The sequence below is a fragment of the Psychromonas sp. KJ10-5 genome, from assembly GCF_055808325.1.
The window spans coordinates 3,628,636-3,648,283 of the sequence record NZ_CM147864.1 but is presented as its reverse complement, the minus strand read 5'-3'; the positions used below and the strand labels follow the sequence as shown (position 1 = coordinate 3,648,283).

Sequence of the window (19,648 nt, the reverse complement as noted above, 5' to 3'; positions counted from 1 at the left end):
ATTATTGCATATCGTATTTTTTCATTAGGTCATACAAGGTTGGTCTTGTGATGCCTAATGATTTAGCGGCTGCGCTGATATTATGATCAGAGGCAATTAATGCTTGTTTTAATGCATTCACTTCTGCATTTCGTCGAATCTCTTTGAGGTTTAGCGGCGCAACTTCTTCATTCGCTAACCCTAAATCTAACGCACTGATATATTTAAGATCGCACATGATTGCTGCACGCTTAATTTTATTTTCCATTTCGCGTACATTGCCCGGCCAAGTGTGATTTTCAATACCATTAACGGCATCCTCTGAAAACCCGATAATTTGTAGTTTTTGTTTTTTTACATATTTATTTAATAGGTACTTCGCTAATAATAACTTATCTGAGCCACGCTCTCTTAAAGGGGGGATATCGATTTGTATTTCAGCAATACGGTAATAAAGATCTTCTCTAAACTCACCGGTCTCCACTAATTTATCGAGGTCTTTATGTGTTGCACAAATAATACGCGTATCGATATCTATCTGTTTCCTTCCACCAACACGCTCAATCACTCGCTCTTGTAAAAAACGCAATAACTTAGCTTGTAAATGAAGTGGCATATCACCGATTTCATCTAAAAATAGTGTACCTTTATGCGCTAATTCTATTTTACCGACAGTACTTTTTACTGCGCCAGTAAATGCCCCTTTTTCATAACCAAATAATTCACTTTCGATAAGGTTTTCAGGAATGGCTGCACAGTTAATCGCGACCATTTTATTATCTTTGCGTAAACTTAATTGATGCAATGAATTCGCAATCACCTCTTTACCAGTACCACTTTCACCGATTAATAAGCAAGAGGCATCTGTTGGTGCTATTTTTTCCACCATATTGCAGATTTTTAACATCTTAGTATCACTAGCAATCAAACCATTCAACATCGACTCCTGTTGATTGTTTAATTGCCTATTTTTCTCTTCAAGATGATAGATATGAAATGCACGTTGAACGATTAAGTCCAAGGTATCAGGGTCGACAGGCTTAGCATAAAAGTCATATGATCCTAATTTAACCGCTTGCATTGCATGTTCGTTACCTTCATTCCCTGTCATGACAATAATTTTCATGTGTGGACTTAAATGTAATGCTTGTTGCAGTAGCTCAAAGCCTTCCGTTACCCCATCTTCATCTGGCGGTAACCCTAGATCTTGAATCATTACTTTTGGCTCATGCAATCGTATCGCAGAAATTGCTTCTTTCTGGTTAGCTGCGGTAATGACATTGTAGTCCGCAAAGTGCCACTTCAGTTGAGTTTGCAACCCCAAATCATCTTCAACAATTAATAATGCATCTGCTTTATTATTTTTCAATCTTCAATCCTTAATATTTAAACTCGACACTCGCGGTATATTGCATCTCATCATAGCTATTGGATTCGTTCTCTACAGACTGTTTATAATAATTAGCTTGTAAAGAAAAACTTAAATGAGGGCGGAAGGCATAGCTACTGCCAAGAGTCGCGTTAGCCGCTTGTTTATCGAAATTAGTATTCACTGTTGATTCACTATAACCAACTGATAAAAACGTATTCATTTTTTTAGTCGTTTGTAAGCTAAAATAAGTAGAAGCTCCCCAACGCGGTTCGACATCATCGCTGACAATTTCAGTTTCTTGCTGATAGTACAAAGTATTACTATTACTTAGGCGGTTTGTAATAAAGAACTGATGTTGTAAGTCAACTCTATCTACCCATTGAATTTCTGCATCATCACTAGCACTTTCATCACTGTTATCTAATACATCATTACCGGAGCCCAATGATGAATCGCTTAATTCTCTTTGTGCAGTTAACGAAAGGCTTTGTCGACTAAATTGGTAACTATAAGATAACTTGAAAATAGCCCCTCCTTCGTCCCCTTGATCAGAAGTTAGGTGGCTATAACCTAATTGCACCAGATATAAGCCTTCACGCAGTTTACCGTCAATAGAAGCATTAACATTAGTTTGTGTGTAATCAAAATTCGAAGAAAGATACTCTACTTTATTAACATCCGTTGCAACTTCTAAACGAGCTTTTGCTGATAACTCATTATACCAAGTTACTCCAACACCATGGCGATTAGTGTCTTGATCATCATCGTCAGTGTAGCGAGTTGCAGTAAAATCATAATCAAGCTCTATACCCGCTCTTGATGAGTAAGGAATAACCCAAACAGGATTAATGGTGAAGACGTCTCTGTCTCCTGTGTTTTCAGGAACATCAAGTCCGGCTTCATCCAATAAATAAGAGCGCCTAAAGTGCGTTAAATTGAGTGTTAGGTTTTTACTAAAAAGCTGCTGGCTGATACTTAAGCTACCTGAGACATCACCTTCATTGTCTAAGCTATCTTCACTATAGGTTGTGTAATAAGCAGAATAATCTAATGCAGTGCGATTAGTTGCTGTTTGGTTAAAATAACCTACCCCTAGATCTGCTTGTTGTTCATAGCCAGATTGCTTATTACTGTTGGATTGAGTGATATTATCACTTTGTGTGTGTGATAACCCAAATGACACATAACTCTCACTAACAGAGCTAGGTAAATCATTTGCTAACGCGATGCTTGGTAATAAACCCAAACATCCCATTTCGAACAACCTCAGATAGCATTTTTTTAGTTTCATATTCACACACTGCCTATATTAAACCTTGTAATGACTCATTTTCGTTATGCAGATTAATAAACACGTAGCGCTTAATAATTTAATATTCAGGATTACGTATTACTGCTACCCATGTCATGCTTTACACTATTATCTTTAAGCTTTTCATAAACATTTCAAATAAGTATTACTGATTATTAAGAACGACCCCTGCTAATTTATCTTTTCCTAGTGCATCAATGCCCGCCTCGACTTGCGATGAATTAGATTGTCCATATCCAACAACCAATAATGCGGTATCACAAATAGACGCTAATATCTGTGTTTCTGCATATAAACCAATAGGCGGCGTATCAATAATAATGAACCGATCTGGATAACGGTTTTTAACTGAGTTAATAAAGTTTTGCATTTTATTAGATGAAAAAAGCTCTGCCGCATGAATCGTATTATTACCTACAGGGATAACGCGAACTCTAGGAATGCCTGACGGATAAATAATGTCCGTAATCGCATCAGTATCCCTTGCTAAAAAGTTAGTTAAACCTAAAGTCGGCTTCTCCTTGAGGTAAGAAGCAATACGTGGTTTATAGATATTACAATCGATCACTAATGCGGTTTTACCTTGGTCTAAGGCAATACTGGTTGCTAAGTTCATGCTGACATGACTTGTCCCTGATTGTTGAGATATGCCCGTCACCATACAAATAAAATTATTATGCTGCATTTTATTAAATAGATTGGTACGTAACTCTCGGTATGCATTCAAAGTTTTGTAATCGTCTAAACCAGGGTAAATAATTTTTAATTGATCAAGTTCTTTTGCAGATAATAAAGGTGCTTCTGCCATCTCTGCTATCTGGTTGGTATTAACCGAATCAGGCATCAAAGCATCATTATTTTGCAATGCAGTTGTATTCGTCGAAGAAGTTTCAGATACAGACATATTAAAACGCTCCTAATCTAATAATGTTGTCTAACGAGGCGCCATATTTAAAGGCAAGCGCAATGGCAACATAACCAGACATACAGACAATATAATAAAGTAATAAAAAGGTATTATGTAAACGGCGTGTTTTACTTTCAGAACGGCAAGTCGCATGCGGAATGCTCGCCAATAACATAGTGCCTTCGATATTTTTAATTTCTGATGAGAACCTGATTTTTGAATCAACTAGAATTTTAGCGACAAAAACACCAATAATAACTAACAATGCAACCAGTGGTCCGGCAATGAAAAAGTGAATAAAACGAGCACCAATAGGTTTATTTGGGTACGCTGCAGCTTCTTGTAGTTTGTAGTTCACTCCCTGACCTTGGATATCAAGCACCATTGAAATTCGTGCTTTTTCTTTTTTAGTTAACATCTCTTCATATTGTTCCTGGAAAACACTGTAATCACGTGTTAACTCTGACAATTCAGCTTTATTATTAGCGATACGTTTACGACGTTCGTAAGATTCATCTAATAGCCGATTAAAGGCTTTTAATCGATTTACTAGCGTACGATTCTCAACTTGAGCAGCAGATAGTAAGCTTCTTAACTCTTCATATAAGGGATTAAAATCTCCACTCACAGTACTCTCTGCACTCTCTTTAGTGCCAATTTCAGAAATTACTTTTTCCAAATCATTAATTTGATAATTGATATCAATAATCGCAGGATAACTATCTTCATAGTTAACCTGTAAGGCCGCTTTTTGCTTTTTTAATTCTCTTAACTGACTATTGTAAACAGCACTTTCATAATTATTATCGGCATATTTACTTTCTCTTGAGAGCTGTCGTCTTAGGCTACCTACACGTGTATTACTCTCTTGAATTTGAATATTCATCTCTTCAATAGAGGCACGTAAACTAGCAATACGGCTATTTACTTCATCTTCAGTGCCATCAAAATTATTCGATTGAAAACTTTTAAGCTTTTCTTCGGCATTTAATAGCAATGATTTATAAGAAGCAGCTTGTTGATCAATAAAGTTGAATGCACTTCGACTCTCTTCACGCTTTGTATCTGCGCTATCTTCAATAAACACAGAAACGACTTTATTTAATATTTCAAAAGTCTTATCTGCACTATCGTCTTTATAAGACACTTGAATATAGTTACCTGAACGTCCTTCGATAGTCAGATTTTTACGTACTTGGCTAATTTTAATATCTTTCGATAACGGTGTTGGAAAAGCATCTTCACCATACACACTATCAACTACCTGAGACAAAATACGAGGAGAGTAAATAATATCTCGTACTTGATTACTTCGATTCTGCTTAAGCTCAGTGACCGATGCTTTAGACCCCAATAAGGGCTTAATAATATTTTGGTTATCGGCAAAAATAGTAATAGAGCTAGAGTAGCTTGGTGGTCGCAGTATGCCGACAAACATAATCGTAAAACTAATCAAGGTGACCACAAAAGCCACCTTAAATTTCCGCTGACACATTTCACGCCAAACAACTGCGGCGTACTTAAAGATCTCAGTAATATCCATTGTTAAAACACACTCTCAGGTATAATTAAAATATCAGATGGACGTAACGTGTAATTGGTCTCTAATATTCCACGATATAAGATATCCTCAACATTGACATGGTAAGGCTTAATACCCTCGGGAGTTTTTCTGTATAAAATCGATTCATCTGCATTAGCAAATTCAGTTAATCCACCCGCCTCTAACACTAGATCTAATACGTTAAGATCGGTGTAATAAGGAATAGATAATGGCGCATTCACAGCACCAGTAATGCGCACTCGACTTGAGTAAGACGCACTGTTTGCAGCTTGTACAACCACAGTAACATTAGGCGCTCGGATATATTTACTTAGCTTATCAGCGAGTTCTGTCGCCAATGCTTCAGGTGTTAACCCCTGTGCTTGTGCATCACCGACTAACGGCATTGAAATTTTACCATCAGGACGTACTGGTACACTGATTGATAACTCTGTATTTTTCCATACACTTACTAGTAACTGATCATTGTTCCCTATTTTATATTCAGAAAACTTCACTCGATCAGCATAAGGTGCTTCACTCAACACTTCTGTCTTTGCACATCCAGAAATAATCACGGCACAACACAGTGCTATAAGGTAATTTTTCATATCCATCTCTCTTTTAAAATTTAACTAATAAACATTATATTAAGAGTAAAACATTAATCTAATGGCTACTCCCTCGCACTTTAACATTCCATCTATGATAACTGTTTTGAAAATTGTTAATTAACTTAGCATGGGTAAATATATTGAAAATTTACTCCCTATCTGAGGCGTGCTTTCAACAATTAATTCACCATTTAAGCCATGGATAATTTCACGAATTTGAAAGGCGCCAATGCCCATCCCTTCATTTTCTTTGGTGCTGTTAAATGGCTGAAACAGCTCATTTTTAATAAACGCTTGGTCCATTCCAATACCAGTATCAGTAATATCTATCCAAATTTGATCATCATGACTACGTAGATGTAAAGTCAGCGTTCCATCATCAGCCGTGGCATCTTGAGCATTTTTGATTAAATGATTAATAGCCATTAATAACTTATCATTATCCCCATTAATAAAAGCACTATCGCAATCAGAAGTAAAAACAGGACTTGGCAATCCGTTCATATTCATCTTTACAGCTTGTTTAAGCAATTCATGTAAATTAATAGTTTTTGACTCAACTTCTCCCTTTATTTTTTTAAGGAGCTGATCCATTTTATTCACCGAATTTGCAATAGTTGCAATAACATCATCAATAAACTCTGGATGATGTTTATATTTTTCCGCATTTTTTACAACTAACCCCTGTTGAGCAATTAAATTTTTAATATCATGAATAGCAAAAGCAGATATTTTATTAAACATGTCAAATTGCTGATTTTGGATTAGCTTCTCAGATGCTTGCTCTTGACTAATATAACTGGCAATTTGGCGGCCGGTTAACTTAAGCAAATCAAGATCTTCCCACGTTAATTTTTCTTTTTCATTCAAATTACTTTTACACAATACAGCAAAACCGATTAAACCGGATGCACTATTAAGAGGTAGTATTATCCATATCCCTTCAATATTAGGCACCCACTCAGGTAAATAAGAGTTATATTGAGCATCGTATTTATTGGCGTATTCGCTTGCTTGAAAAATCCACTCCTCTTCTTCTAGCTTTTGTATCAAATCACTATGGTGTGACTCAATAGGAAAACTTCCTGAGAAGTTCAGGTTTTGTGTGGCGACAGAGGTATAAAATTGCTGCCCTTTCACCCAAATACCACCAGCATTACAATGAAATATGGTTTTTAATGCATTAAGCGAAATATCATAACAGTTTTGATTTTTGTGCTGTTTGGATAGTAATGAATCAAGTTGAATCCACTGTTTTTTATAATCATATTTATGTGCAAAGAAATGTTTACTTGTCCACACAACAAAGCTATCTCTTATTTTTTCAGACAAGGATAAGGCAATCAGCAAGAACACTGCGAGTACATATAAAATTACTTTTGATGCACTTAACCAACTAATTTCAAAATAATCAAAGGCAGAGGCAAGTAAAGCAATCGCAATTAAAAAGCCACCGACCACAGTTAAGCTTGTATTGAAAATAATCACGCTATTAGAAAGCTTGAAACGGCTGCGCTCTTTTAATTGATTCGCATAAAATATAATACTTAACGCTAAGATTAATGAAGTAACCGAGCTAATAACCGTTCTGGTTTCCCATAAAGAAGCATGTAAATCACTGCTTAACAACAATAACGAAAAAACAATAATGTCATAAGAAAAAAGAATAAAAGCAACAAGAGCAACTAACTTGGTCATGCGACTAGAATGATCATCTCGAATCAACTGTTCACAAATAACCACTCCAAATAACCCTAATAGGATTTTAAGGTACAGCGCTAATACAGGAGAAGGGAATAGCGCTTCGTTATCTATATTATATAAAAACAGGACTAATATAATCGTCAAAGCTGTGTACAAACTATACGCCCAACTATTAGGCAACTTTGATTGCCTGCTGAGCATTAATAGATAAAGTAAAACGATGATCCAAGACAAATATCGGAGTGATTCTAATAATAGAAAACTCCATGAAAAGGACGCTGCAGAGATAGACTCAGGTACTGAACTATGCCAAATAACAGAAATAACAGCGCAAGCAAATAGACTAATTCTAATACGTAGAATAGGTACTTTAAAAAGAATAATGATCGCTAATGCTATTTCCACACAGCTTTTTAACCAGTTCCCTTCTAGTAAACTGAGACTAAATTCCATTTATGACTTCTCTTCTATGCATCCATACTCACAATAAATTCAAACAATTACATCAAAAAAAAGTATGAGGTTATTAAACAAAATCAATTATAGCTTCCAAGATAAAAAAAATGCAACGTTTGATAGTACACACTACCGCTATAAAGTTTGAATTATCTAATATGGAGTAGTCAAAGACGCTTACCAAACTGGTTAGTGATTATTTTAAAGTGATACAAATATACGAATAAAATAGTTTATTTAACGAACAAATAGCTAATCAAAAACTATACTATTCAATCAAATAAATACATTAAAGCTAAACTATGCACATTTAAAAGCACATGAATAATATGAAATGCACCTCAATACGCTTGTAATGCACTAGTATACATTTCCATTAATAGCCCATTGTTTTAACACTTAGCCAATGAAAAAGTTTAAGTGCCGTACAATACCCACTTCCTAGCATCCAAAGCCAGCATCATAAAATATTTTGTGATGGTACTTTTTATCAAGAGAACCCTACATTTTGGGAAGGCTTACAGCGACATTAATTTAAAACTGGGCAGTTCCTCAGAAAAGGTGAAAATAGCAATGATTTGTGGCTTCAAGCCACCTATAACCTAAGCGTAGATCAAAGTAATAAAGTAATTAAATTCGCTAGTAACATTACACATAATGCCGAACATGAAGCTTTAGTTAAAAATGCATCGATGCTCGCAGACCAAACCAACTTATTAGCATTAAATGCAGCTATAGAAGCTGCTAGAGCAGGTGAACAAGGTCGAGGTTTTGCCGTGGTAGCAGATGAAGTAAGGCAGTTAGCTTCATGTACAACAGAGTCGACCAAAGAGATATCAGATGTAGTCACAAATAACCAAGAAGTAACACAAAATGTGCAACAAGCTATCAATGCAGTATCTGAACTTGCAGAGAAAGGGAGACAGCAAGTTCACCATATTGAACAGGCAATGAGTGGCATTCAATTGGCTGCTCATAATGTCTCTGAAAGCGTAGATAGCCTAAACAAAACCTAATAGACGAACATGACTTAAATTTTTCTGTACCGCTATTATTTCTGGTTATTCATATATCTAGAAATAATATATTTAGCATTAATAAAACTAGAGTTATTCACGCTAAGTGCCATGCAGAGTAAAGCACAACTCTTAGCTTGAACTGACTATTCATAATAATATAAAGCCGGTTTTAAGTATTAGACTTAGTAACATCAACATATACTTGAAGCTGCTGACCTATCTTAATGTACTTACTATTTTTAATTTTATTCCAACGAATTAAGTCTGCTGTTTTCACTTTAAATTTCTGTGCTATACCACCTAAAGAATCTCCCGAGCGCACATGATAAGTGACTTTTCTGGTAATATTCTTATCTTGCGTAATAGCTAAAGTCGGCACAGCTTTCCAAATCGTTAACTTCTCTCCTAAACGTAATGTTTTTTTAACGTTAAAACCATTCCACTTAGCAATTTGCATAGAGGTTACTTTATACTCTTTACTAATATCCCAAAGCGTATCGCCCTCTACTACTTTATGTATTACCTTTTTATTGGTTGTCGCACTTGTTGCAGCTATTTTTTCATACTGTTCTGCTTGTAAAGATAAATTCTGCTGCTGCTCTTTAGTTGCAATCGGTATTAATAACGCTTGGCCAACTTTAATAAATGAACTATCTAAATCATTAATCTGTTTTAAAACACGTGTTGTTGTTTGTTTTCTTTGAGCAATGACACTCAAGCTATCCCCCGATCTCACTAGGTAACGATCCCAACGAATGCGTTGGCTTTTATCTATTTTAGCTAGCTTGTTTGAGAATTGCTCCGCGATCGCTGTCGGGAGTAACAAACGATGTGGTCCTTCAGGGGAAGTTGCCCAATGATTAAATGCAGGGTTCAATAATTGAATTTCAGAGACCGTCAGTTCGGATAATTCAGCCGCGTAAGCTAAATCCATCTGAGATTCGATATCGACATAAGTCAGGGCTTGAGTATTAGGGATATGTGGTAGCTCTATACCATAAGCTTCATGATTACGTAAAATATCCACTAACGCTAGGAACTTAGGTACATATTTTTGCGTTTCTTTAGGTAAAGACAGACTCCAATAGTCAGTTGGTTTACCGGCTTTTTTATTTTTTCTAATGGCTCTTTCTACTCGCCCTTCACCAGAATTATAAGCAGCAAAGGCATATAACCAATCCTTCCCTAAATAATTGTGTAGCACTTGCATATAGTTTAAAGCACTACGAGTTGATGCATAAACGTCTCTTCGCCCGTCGTACCACCAATCTTGTTGTAAACCAAAACGTTGTCCTGAAGTTGGCATAAACTGCCATAACCCTGATGCGCCAGCAGGTGAATAAGCAAAAGGGTCAAAGGCACTTTCCACAATAGGTAATAAAGCAATTTCAAGTGGTAGGTTGTTATTTTCAATTTGCTCGACGATCAACCACAGAAAAGGCTCAGCACGTTTTGATACACGCTGTAGGTATGCAGGATGTTTTAAGTAGTAATCACGCTGTGCAGTAATGCGAGGGTTATCAGGCACTTCAAATTCAAAACCTTCTGCTAATTTAAGCCAAAGGTTATCATAGTGTCTTTCAGCAAAAAGAACCTCTACTTCGACATTTTTAGTGACATTAGCGTGTTTCACCACTCCGCTATTGCTTACTATCTGAGTGTTATCTAAAACTTCTTCGCTAGATAACTCAACAGGGGCAGTTGTTTGTAATGAAGTGCTTTGACAAGCACTCAGGAGAAAAGTAAAAAATATAGAGAAAAACAATTTCATTGTTGAGCCATTTTCAAAAAAGTAGGCCGTGTATTCTATGTGCTTTTCTCTATTGAATCAAAAATGATCTTTGTGAGTACGCAAAGCCTTGAATAATCCCTCTCCAGCAGTTATTGGCTGGGCTAATATATTCTGCACATTCGCTAACAATGCAGGATCTTCACAACGTAAAAAAGGATTTATAAGTTTTTCCTTTGCAATCGTCGTTGGAATGGTAGGTACCCCTTGTTGGCGTAATTTACTAACTTGCTTAATATAAGCTAATAAATCTTGGTTATTTGGATCAACAGCTAACGCAAAAATCAGGTTGTTTTGTGTATATTCATGGGCACAATAAACTTTAGTATTATCATTTAATGAGCTTAATCTCGATAAGGCTTGATACATCTGTTGATGTGTCCCTTCAAAAACACGCCCACAACCACCTGAAAATAGAGTATCTCCACAAAATAGAACTTGTTCATTGAAGTAGGCAATATGATCTAATGTATGGCCTGCTACTTGGCATACTTTTAAGGTTAAGCGGCCGTCTAATAATGAAACTTGGTCATTGTCGTCAACTAATGTAGCTCCCTCAAAAAGTGGCGCTTTGCTAAATACTTTGATACCAGGGTTATCTGCTATTAATGCTGCGACACCACCAGTGTGATCATGATGGTGATGAGTGATCAGAATTGCTTCAATAAAAAGATCCTGCGCCGCTAATATTGCTAATACGGGCTCTGCTTCACCGGGATCAACAACAACACAGCGTTGGCTTTGACTATCTTTAATAAGCCAAATATAGTTGTCATCAAAAGCAGGTATAGTTAATACAGTAAACATAATTTGTCTCAACTTTCAGTTTAGGGGGTGAAAATAGATGAAAATAGCAAAAACGTCACGTAATTTAGCACCCATAACAGATTGGTTACAATTAAATAATGGGCGTTACTTACACGCACAAACACAACATTTGATAGATGAGGCTATTTCACATAGCTTTGGCTATCATCTATTAAAGCTAGGTCATTTAAGCACACAATTGAAGACCAATAAATGCCCTATTCTCCATCAAATTAATTGTGCGCAAGATGGTCAGGATATCGGCTTAAGAAGTGACTTGCACCACTTACCTTTTCAAGATGCGACTATAGACCTGTGTATTTTAGTCCATGAGCTCGACTTTTCTAGCGACCCACACCAGTTGTTAAGAGAGATAGATAGAGTCTTAACGCTAGATGGCATATTAATTATTAGTGGCTTTAATCCATACAGCTTATTTGGTTGCCGATCATTACTTTCTTCAAAAAGCGAACATACTGCCCGCCTGTTTGCACCTAACCGAGTGATAGATTGGTTGCATTTACTAGGCTTTGAAATAAAACAAAAAAAACACTTTGATTATATTTCTCCACAACCTAAAAATGCGATTTTATCATTGATAGAAAAAATAGGCCGACAATACCTATCAACCTTTTGTAGCATCTATTTTATTGTAGCAAAAAAGCAGTGCACGCCTATGACGCGCATAAAAACAGGGTTTAAATTTAACAAAGCAATTATCAATAACCGTCCTGTCGCCACTAAACAGTCACATTCGAAAACATCGTCTTAACCGTCAAACCCTTGATCCACTTGAATAGGGTTTGCTTCCGCCGCTTCTCGAGCTAAATCATCACAACGTTCATTTTCAGGATGTCCAGAGTGACCTTTTACCCAATGCCAATGTACCGTGTGTTTTTCTTGAGCTGCATCTAATGCTTTCCACAGGTCAACATTTTTAACTGGCGCTTTAGCTGCTGTTTTCCAGCCTCGTTTTTTCCAATTGTGGATCCATTGTGTGATCCCTTGACGCACGTATTGGCTATCAGTAGTAACATCAACTTCGCACTTTTCAGTTAAACTTTCTAGTCCTTTTACACAAGCAAGCATCTCCATTCGGTTATTGGTAGTTCTCGCATAACCTTCAGACAACTCTTTGCGATGCTCATTAAAAATCAAAATAGCGCCGTAACCACCTGGGCCAGGATTGCCAAGACATGAACCATCTGTATAAAGTTGGATTTTTTTCATTATTACCATCACATAAATTTGTTAGACTAGTACAATAATACTTAGCGAGTTATGCAGAGCAAACTGCGCAACAACTATAAATAGAGATGGCTATGAACACAAGTAAACTCACCCGACAAGTTGTATTAGATACTGAAACCACTGGTATGAACAAAGATGGCCAAATATACGTTGGTCATCGCATTATTGAAATCGGCTGTGTTGAAGTAATTAATCGTCGTTTAACAGGTCGGCATTATCATGTTTATATACAACCTGATATGTTAATTGATCCTGAGGCAATGGCAGTACACGGCATCACTGATGAATTTTTATATGATAAGCCACGATTTGCAGACATAGCAGATGAGTTTATCGATTTTATCAAAGGGGCAGACTTAGTTATTCATAATGCTCCCTTCGATGTTGGCTTTATGGATCAAGAGTTTCGTTTTTTAAATAAAAAGACACAACCCACTGCAGAAATATCAACGATTACCGATACATTAGAGATGGCTAAGAAAATGTTTCCTGGAAAGCGAAACAACTTAGATGTTTTATGTGACCGTTATGGTATCGATAACAAGCATCGTGTATTACACGGAGCATTATTAGATGCAGAGATCTTAGCGGATGTTTACCTGTTAATGTCAGGTGGCCAAAAAGATCTTAATTTAGCGAATAACGAATCAGGTAGTCATGATACAGGTCGCCGGATGCGCCAACATCGATCACCACTACCTGTTATTCATGCGAACCAAGAAGAGTTAACAGCGCATGAGTCTCGATTAGACTTAGTAGCTAAATCAGGGAATTGTTTATGGCGATAATCAATAGTAAATGGATAGTCTTTATATGCTTAGCGCTGTCATCGTTCAATGCAATGACACATACTATTTATGCGCCTAACGACATATCATTATTAGACAACCGTTTTAGAATAGATCCTAAAACAGAACAAGTTACTATTATATTAAATCATCCTGCACACCCTCAAAAGGTCGTACTGGTGAAACCTGATGGCAGTAAGTGGTTTTCTCAACGCCACCCAGAAAGCCAAGTCGCTTGGGTTAATAATCGTAACCAAGATATTATCACCATTCAGAACCCTACACCGGGACCTTGGCAGGCGATAGCCACGTTACATGGCGATAACCGCATCCAATTATTAAGCCCAGTAACCTTAAATGTTAAAAAATTACCGCTAAAAGTCTATCAAAAAGAGTATCTGACGACCTATGCTTCCTTAATGAATGAAGGCAAGGTAATGACAGACAAAGACTTTTTGCGCAGCGCTCGACTTACAGTTTCCCTAGTAAATGATCAGCAGGACTTAATATCCCTTTATCAAGATAATGGAGAGTATTATGACTCACTGCCATTTGATGGGGAGCTAACAACACATATTTTCATGGATTTAGCACCGGGCCGTTACTTACTAAATGTTAAAACTAAAAATAATATATTTACTCGAGGTTATAATGCCGATGTAGTCGTTTTCCCGCAACCAGTGACCTATCATGTTGAGCAACTTGATCAAAAAAGTGATGATGCGAATTTTATTTTTAAAGTCGATTCATCAGAGATTGCCCCTAAATCTGTGATTGTCGAAGGAATTATCAATAACACGACCTTAAATACACGCGAGCAGCTTTTAGTGCATTTTTCAGATGAAACAATCGCTCATGACACACTTTCGTTAAAAATCCCGCTCCCGCATACCTCATATACCTTTTCAGGAAGGGTTTTTGCCAACACGATTGATGGCCGAGAAGTTAACTTTTCCTTACCTGAATATAATTTTGAGCTCGCTAAACCAGAGCCTGTTATAGAAGAAGTAACAACACCTGTTGTTACCTCAAGCTCAACAGCAGAGACAATATCGGATGACACCCTAGAGCAAAACATTCAAGAGGAAAAAACAAGTAGCAGTTTTCAATATTTATGGATAATAGTATTAGCCTTGATCCTGTTAATCGCGATTAGTATTGCAGTCGTCCTTTTTGTACTAAAAAGAAAACAGAAGAAATTACTCTCAGAGGGTGACTTATCACTCAACACGCTTTCTTTAGATCAGCTAAAACCATTAGAAATAGATGAAAGTGAAGTTAAAAAATAAACGCTGTGGCGATAAAACGAGCAGTTAGACCTTTTACCTTGTAAATATTGTGTTTTTTTTGTTTTTCGTTATTGACTCAGTACATGCAACTCCGTATTATCTGCGCCTCAACGGAGTTGCATATTATGTAACGTTGATTTTGCTGGAGTGGTAGTTCAGTTGGTTAGAATACCGGCCTGTCACGCCGGGGGTCGCGGGTTCGAGTCCCGTCCACTCCGCCAATACTTTTTATATAAATTCGTATTGGTGACTATTTCTAGCAAAATCTAAAGTTGAACTGATGATTATCACGTGGAGTGGTAGTTCAGTTGGTTAGAATACCGGCCTGTCACGCCGGGGGTCGCGGGTTCGAGTCCCGTCCACTCCGCCAACTCATCTTTAATTAGATGTTAGATAATTATCAAAAGCTTGAACTGTAATACTCCAGTGGAGTGGTAGTTCAGTTGGTTAGAATACCGGCCTGTCACGCCGGGGGTCGCGGGTTCGAGTCCCGTCCACTCCGCCAACAGTATTATATAAAAGCTTATTGGTTTATTTCACCAATCATTTATATGAAAAGAAATAACTGTAACACACTCGTGGAGTGGTAGTTCAGTTGGTTAGAATACCGGCCTGTCACGCCGGGGGTCGCGGGTTCGAGTCCCGTCCACTCCGCCAACAGTGTGTTAAATCGTTATCACTACGATTAAAATTGATTAAAATAAGCGGTCTGTCATGCCCTCAGTTAATACTGTCAAAAGACAAAACTGTTATACACTCGGAGGAGTGGTAGTTCAGTTGGTTAGAATACCGGCCTGTCACGCCGGGGGTCGCGGGTTCGAGTCCCGTCCACTCCGCCAACAGTGTATAAACGTTTACCTTTCAAAAAATTAATCCCCTATCTATATTTCATACTTCGCTCAGTTCTAATAGCTTTATTAATCAATATTTTTTTCTATTAATTTATCTATGACTTAATTCATATATCAATTCATTTAAAATAACTTGAATAAAAATACATTAGACAATAAAAAAGCGCCGAAGCGCTTAATAACTCTATAGTCTAATTGAAATACTACGAATAAGTTAAGTCGTTAATGTCCCCTAGCTGTTTCGGCTCTAAACTTAAACTACTTTTACTTTTTGGCTTCACTTCCGGCTCTGCAAAACTGCCTTTATCAAGTTTAAACTTAAGTGCTAAGTTGGTAGGAGAGTCGGAGTTTTTAATCGCTTCTTGTTCGCTAATTAAACCTTCTTTCACCAAATCAAACAGAGCGCTATCAAAAGTTTGCATACCTAATTCTTTAGACTTTTCCATTACCTCTTTTAAGCTTTCGAAATGTCCACGCTTAATCATGTCTCGAATGGTTAATGTTCCCATCATCACTTCAATCGCAGCACAACGTTTGCCATCAATTGTGGGAATTAAACGTTGCGAAACAAAGGCTCTTAAATTATTACCTAGGTCCATTAACAACTGAGCACGTCTTTCCTCTGTAAAGAAGTTAATGATACGGTCAATCGCTTGGTTAGCATTATTGGCATGTAACGTAGAAAGCACTAGGTGCCCAGTCTCAGAAAAGGCTAATGCATGCTCCATAGTTTCTGTATCGCGTATTTCACCAATTAGAATAACGTCTGGTGCCTGTCTTAGGGTATTCTTAAGTGCGGCATGAAAGCTACGCGTATCAACGCCAACTTCTCTTTGGTTAATAATACTTTTTTTATGACGATGAACGAACTCAACAGGATCCTCGATAGTGACAATATGGCCGGATGAATTTTCATTGCGATGGTCAATTAAGGCTGCTAGTGAAGTCGATTTACCTGAACCAGTCGCTCCGACAAATAGTATCAAACCATTTTTAGCCATCACCACTTTTTTTAGTACTTCAGGTAATCTTAAGTCAGCAAACTTAGGAATGTTAATTTTAATGTTTCGCACGACGATTGACACGTCATTTCGCTGTTTAAAAATATTAACTCGAAATCGCCCTATTCCACCGATAGAAATCGCCAGATTCATTTCTAAGGTATGTTCAAACTCTTCAATTTGTTCTGGATCCATAATGTCGTAGGCTATCGCCTTAACATCACCTGGTTTAAAAGAAACATCACTTAAGGGAATTAACTCACCTTGAAATTTAGCTGAAGGAGGTGCTCCTGTGGCCAAATAAAGATCAGAACCATCTTGTTCTGATAATTGACTTAACATTGCATTAAATTCCATCACTGTACACCCACCTTAAATATTCCATTATTATATTTTTTTATATAGTAATAATTTACTACTAATAATGTCATGCTGCTATGTAAATGAGTATTAAATTACTAGTAAATGATAAGCCATTGACAAAATGTAAAAACAGCTAATAAATAGAATTTAAAATCACAAAAACAGCATAACTATTCACGATTCCTTAACTTTTATACCTTTCTTAAAAAGTGATTTAGTTATTAAATCAATAAAATACTTTTTATTAATAAATAATCTTAGCTCACAAAAATAATTCAATAGATAACTATTGTGATTAACTGCTCACTTTTTATTCAAAAAAACATGATCTAGCTCTTCATCCCTCCATAGATAAACAAAAAAATTAACATACTATTAACAGCGATTTGACGAAATAGAAGATTTTTTCTTTAGCAATACAGTTAAGTGATTAAAAGTGAATGTTTATTTTTTTGACTTTAAAAGTGATTATTTTAAATACAAAATTTAACCTTTTTCTTGAAATCTCTTCTGACTAATAACATTAAGGAGAATAATAGTGAGTTTTGAAAATGAAGAAAAAGCAAAGGGGTATTGGGATGAAAACCTCAAACTAGTACTCAAACTCTTAGCAATTTGGGCTTTTGTCTCATTTGGCTGTGGTGTGTTATTCGTTGATATATTAAATGAATTCAGTTTTATGGGATTTAAATTAGGATTTTGGTTCGCCCAACAAGGTTCTATCTACGTTTTTTTACTCTTAATTTTTGTATATGTAAAAAAATCTAATGCGCTTGACCAAAAATATGGTGTTGACGAATAACAAGGAGTAACAAGATGGATGTTCAAACATTAACCTATATCGTGGTTGGCGTTACTTTTGCCCTTTATATCGGTATTGCAATTAAATCACGAGCAGGCTCAACCAAAGAATTTTATGTCGCAGGCGGAGGTGTTCCACCGGTTTTAAATGGCATGGCTACAGCTGCAGATTGGATGTCAGCCGCTTCCTTTATATCATTAGCAGGGATTGTCTCTTTCGTTGGTTATGATGGCAGTGTGTACATAATGGGTTGGACTGGCGGTTATGTATTACTTGCTTTATTAATGGTTCCTTACCTTCGTAAGTTTGGTAAATTTACCGTGCCAGATTTCATTGGTGACCGTTACTATTCACAATCAGCACGTACTGTTGCCGTTATCTGTGCAATCTTCATTAGTTTTACCTATATCGCAGGTCAAATGCGTGGTGTAGGCGTTGTATTTTCACGCTTCTTAGAAGTAGATGTTGATACTGGCGTGTATATTGGCATGTGTGTAGTTTTTTTCTATGCGGTTTTAGGTGGAATGAAAGGGATTACTTACACACAAGTCGCACAATACTGTGTGATGATTTTTGCTTTCATGGTACCCGCTGTTTTTCTTTCAATCATGATGACAGGCCATATTTTCCCTCAACTAGGTTTTGGTGCTGAATTACTCGATGCAACAGGAAATAGCTCAGGTATCTATCTGCTTGATAAACTTGATGGACTTTCTACAGAGTTGGGGTTTTCACAATATACCCAAGGCTCTAAAGATATGATTGATGTGCTATTTATTACTGGTGCATTAATGTTTGGTACCGCTGGCTTACCACATGTCATTGTACGTTTCTTTACCGTACCAAAAGTGAAAGATGCACGTAGTTCAGCGGGTTGGACATTATTGTTTATCGCAATTATGTACACCACTATCCCTGCTCTCGCTTCCTTCTCGCGTGTAAATATGATTCAGTCAATCAATGGTCCAGAAAGCCAAGGTGTACCGCATGCCGAAGCACCAATTTGGATTGAAAACTGGGAGAAAACAGGTTTAATCAAATGGGATGATAAAAATAATGACGGTAAAATGTTCTACTCAAATACAGAAACAAATGAGATGAATGTTGACCGCGATATTATCGTATTAGCAACACCAGAGATGGCAAACTTACCTGCATGGGTTATTGCGTTAATGGCTGCCGGTGGTCTGGCTGCTGCATTATCAACCTCAGCAGGTTTATTACTGGTTATTTCGACCTCTGTCTCCCATGATTTACTGAAAAAGAACTTAATGCCCAATATCTCCGATAAAAAGGAGCTAATGTATGCGCGGTTAGCATCGGCGGCCGGTATTATTATGGCAGGTTACTTTGGTATTAACCCTCCAGGCTTTGTAGCTGCGGTGGTCGCAATCGCCTTTGGTCTTGCAGCCTCTTCTTTATTCCCAGCGATTACTATGGGGATTTTCTCTAGAAAAATGAATAAAGAAGGTGCTATCGCAGGTATGCTAGCAGGTTTATTATTTACAACTGTTTACATTGTATATTTTAAATTTATTAACCCATCTGCGAATGTGTCTGATAACTGGTTATTTGGTATATCACCAGAAGGCATAGGTATGCTAGGTATGGTAGTTAACTTCGCAGTGGCTATTCTCGTCTGCAAAATGACAGCTCCAACTCCGCAAGCCGTAGTTGATATGGTCGAATCTATTCGTTTCCCTAAGGGAGCAGGTGAAGCACAAGATCATTAGGACAACCTCAATTTAAAGCGCTTCGGCGCTTTTTTTTTGCATCATTTTTTATTAAAAAAGCACATCAA

At 36.9% G+C, this 19,648-nt stretch carries 15 protein-coding genes, 5 tRNA genes and 1 pseudogene; 11 read left to right on the top strand and 10 right to left on the bottom strand.

What is annotated here, in order from left to right; genetic code table 11:
* Position 1 precedes the first annotated feature (1 nt).
* The 6 genes from prsR to prsK form a co-directional block, all read right to left on the bottom strand.
* Complete coding sequence (gene prsR, locus AC0L3W_RS16055) at positions 2-1,348, bottom strand: PEP-CTERM-box response regulator transcription factor (protein ID WP_290038894.1); 1,347 nt, start codon at positions 1,346-1,348, stop codon at positions 2-4.
* A 10-nt stretch (positions 1,349-1,358) separates the two neighbouring features.
* Positions 1,359-2,642 (bottom strand): hypothetical protein, encoded by a 1,284-nt coding sequence (locus AC0L3W_RS16050; protein ID WP_409440061.1) that lies wholly within the window; start codon positions 2,640-2,642, stop codon positions 1,359-1,361.
* A 166-nt stretch (positions 2,643-2,808) separates the two neighbouring features.
* On the bottom strand, positions 2,809-3,567 hold the full coding sequence (locus AC0L3W_RS16045; RefSeq protein WP_290038892.1) for an AAA family ATPase: 759 nt from the start codon (positions 3,565-3,567) through the stop codon (positions 2,809-2,811).
* Between the two features lies 1 nt (position 3,568).
* Entirely contained in the window at positions 3,569-5,113 is a 1,545-nt protein-coding gene (locus AC0L3W_RS16040; protein ID WP_290038891.1) for an XrtA system polysaccharide chain length determinant, read from the bottom strand.
* A gap of 2 nt (positions 5,114-5,115) precedes the next feature.
* On the bottom strand, positions 5,116-5,724 hold the full coding sequence (locus AC0L3W_RS16035) for an XrtA/PEP-CTERM system exopolysaccharide export protein (protein WP_290038890.1): 609 nt from the start codon (positions 5,722-5,724) through the stop codon (positions 5,116-5,118).
* A gap of 120 nt (positions 5,725-5,844) precedes the next feature.
* Positions 5,845-7,884 (bottom strand): XrtA/PEP-CTERM system histidine kinase PrsK, encoded by a 2,040-nt coding sequence (gene prsK / locus AC0L3W_RS16030; protein WP_290038889.1) that lies wholly within the window; start codon positions 7,882-7,884, stop codon positions 5,845-5,847.
* A 698-nt stretch (positions 7,885-8,582) separates the two neighbouring features.
* Between prsK and AC0L3W_RS16025 the strand changes: the two are divergent.
* Positions 8,583-8,903: pseudogene (locus AC0L3W_RS16025) on the top strand (methyl-accepting chemotaxis protein); the annotation flags it as partial.
* Between the two features lie 172 nt (positions 8,904-9,075).
* Here AC0L3W_RS16025 and AC0L3W_RS16020 read toward each other — a convergent pair.
* Both AC0L3W_RS16020 and gloB read right to left on the bottom strand, forming a co-directional pair.
* Positions 9,076-10,677, bottom strand: coding sequence for a LysM peptidoglycan-binding domain-containing protein (locus AC0L3W_RS16020; protein WP_409440062.1), 1,602 nt, complete (start codon positions 10,675-10,677; stop codon positions 9,076-9,078).
* A gap of 57 nt (positions 10,678-10,734) precedes the next feature.
* Entirely contained in the window at positions 10,735-11,502 is a 768-nt protein-coding gene (gene gloB, locus AC0L3W_RS16015; RefSeq protein WP_409440063.1) for a hydroxyacylglutathione hydrolase, read from the bottom strand.
* 37 nt (positions 11,503-11,539) lie between these two features.
* On the opposite strand from gloB, the gene AC0L3W_RS16010 reads away from it, so the two are divergent.
* Positions 11,540-12,274: a class I SAM-dependent methyltransferase gene (locus AC0L3W_RS16010; RefSeq protein WP_290038885.1), complete on the top strand. Its 735-nt coding sequence runs from the start codon at positions 11,540-11,542 to the stop codon at positions 12,272-12,274.
* Here AC0L3W_RS16010 and rnhA read toward each other — a convergent pair.
* Entirely contained in the window at positions 12,271-12,732 is a 462-nt protein-coding gene (gene rnhA / locus AC0L3W_RS16005; RefSeq protein WP_290038884.1) for a ribonuclease HI, read from the bottom strand. The genes AC0L3W_RS16010 and rnhA overlap by 4 nt on opposite strands.
* Positions 12,733-12,824: 92 nt before the next feature.
* On the opposite strand from rnhA, the gene dnaQ reads away from it, so the two are divergent.
* The 7 genes from dnaQ to AC0L3W_RS15970 all read left to right on the top strand — a co-directional run bounded on the left by dnaQ (position 12,825) and on the right by AC0L3W_RS15970 (position 15,669).
* Entirely contained in the window at positions 12,825-13,541 is a 717-nt protein-coding gene (gene dnaQ / locus AC0L3W_RS16000; protein WP_290038883.1) for a DNA polymerase III subunit epsilon, read from the top strand.
* Complete coding sequence (locus AC0L3W_RS15995) at positions 13,532-14,830, top strand: hypothetical protein (protein ID WP_409440064.1); 1,299 nt, start codon at positions 13,532-13,534, stop codon at positions 14,828-14,830. Before dnaQ ends, AC0L3W_RS15995 begins: the two co-directional genes overlap by 10 nt.
* Before the next feature lie 144 nt (positions 14,831-14,974).
* Positions 14,975-15,051 (top strand) — tRNA-Asp (locus AC0L3W_RS15990).
* A gap of 72 nt (positions 15,052-15,123) precedes the next feature.
* Positions 15,124-15,200: transfer RNA gene (locus tag AC0L3W_RS15985), tRNA-Asp, on the top strand.
* Between the two features lie 58 nt (positions 15,201-15,258).
* Positions 15,259-15,335, top strand: a tRNA-Asp gene (locus AC0L3W_RS15980).
* Between the two features lie 75 nt (positions 15,336-15,410).
* A tRNA-Asp gene (locus tag AC0L3W_RS15975) sits at positions 15,411-15,487 on the top strand.
* 105 nt (positions 15,488-15,592) lie between these two features.
* Positions 15,593-15,669: transfer RNA gene (locus AC0L3W_RS15970), tRNA-Asp, on the top strand.
* A 215-nt stretch (positions 15,670-15,884) separates the two neighbouring features.
* Here the strand turns inward: AC0L3W_RS15970 and AC0L3W_RS15965 are convergent.
* Positions 15,885-17,039, bottom strand: a complete 1,155-nt coding sequence (locus tag AC0L3W_RS15965; RefSeq protein WP_409440065.1) for a PilT/PilU family type 4a pilus ATPase — start codon at positions 17,037-17,039, stop codon at positions 15,885-15,887.
* A gap of 544 nt (positions 17,040-17,583) precedes the next feature.
* Here AC0L3W_RS15965 and AC0L3W_RS15960 point away from each other — a divergent pair.
* Together AC0L3W_RS15960 and AC0L3W_RS15955 are read left to right on the top strand one after the other, a co-directional pair.
* On the top strand, positions 17,584-17,847 hold the full coding sequence (locus AC0L3W_RS15960; protein ID WP_290038880.1) for a DUF4212 domain-containing protein: 264 nt from the start codon (positions 17,584-17,586) through the stop codon (positions 17,845-17,847).
* A gap of 14 nt (positions 17,848-17,861) precedes the next feature.
* Entirely contained in the window at positions 17,862-19,580 is a 1,719-nt protein-coding gene (locus AC0L3W_RS15955; protein ID WP_290038879.1) for a sodium:solute symporter family protein, read from the top strand.
* The last annotated feature ends 68 nt before the right edge of the window (positions 19,581-19,648 follow it).

Coding starts and splice junctions, on each gene's coding strand:
- AC0L3W_RS16050 (WP_409440061.1), bottom strand. CDS start 2,642: ATGAAACTAAAAAAATGCTATCTGAGGTTGTTCGAAATGGGATGTTTG.
- AC0L3W_RS16045 (WP_290038892.1), bottom strand. CDS start 3,567: ATGTCTGTATCTGAAACTTCTTCGACGAATACAACTGCATTGCAAAAT.
- AC0L3W_RS16040 (WP_290038891.1), bottom strand. CDS start 5,113: ATGGATATTACTGAGATCTTTAAGTACGCCGCAGTTGTTTGGCGTGAA.
- AC0L3W_RS16035 (WP_290038890.1), bottom strand. CDS start 5,724: ATGAAAAATTACCTTATAGCACTGTGTTGTGCCGTGATTATTTCTGGA.
- prsK (WP_290038889.1), bottom strand. CDS start 7,884: ATGGAATTTAGTCTCAGTTTACTAGAAGGGAACTGGTTAAAAAGCTGT.
- AC0L3W_RS16020 (WP_409440062.1), bottom strand. CDS start 10,677: ATGAAATTGTTTTTCTCTATATTTTTTACTTTTCTCCTGAGTGCTTGT.
- gloB (WP_409440063.1), bottom strand. CDS start 11,502: ATGTTTACTGTATTAACTATACCTGCTTTTGATGACAACTATATTTGG.
- AC0L3W_RS16010 (WP_290038885.1), top strand. CDS start 11,540: ATGAAAATAGCAAAAACGTCACGTAATTTAGCACCCATAACAGATTGG.
- rnhA (WP_290038884.1), bottom strand. CDS start 12,732: ATGAAAAAAATCCAACTTTATACAGATGGTTCATGTCTTGGCAATCCT.
- dnaQ (WP_290038883.1), top strand. CDS start 12,825: ATGAACACAAGTAAACTCACCCGACAAGTTGTATTAGATACTGAAACC.
- AC0L3W_RS15995 (WP_409440064.1), top strand. CDS start 13,532: ATGGCGATAATCAATAGTAAATGGATAGTCTTTATATGCTTAGCGCTG.
- AC0L3W_RS15965 (WP_409440065.1), bottom strand. CDS start 17,039: ATGGAATTTAATGCAATGTTAAGTCAATTATCAGAACAAGATGGTTCT.
- AC0L3W_RS15955 (WP_290038879.1), top strand. CDS start 17,862: ATGGATGTTCAAACATTAACCTATATCGTGGTTGGCGTTACTTTTGCC.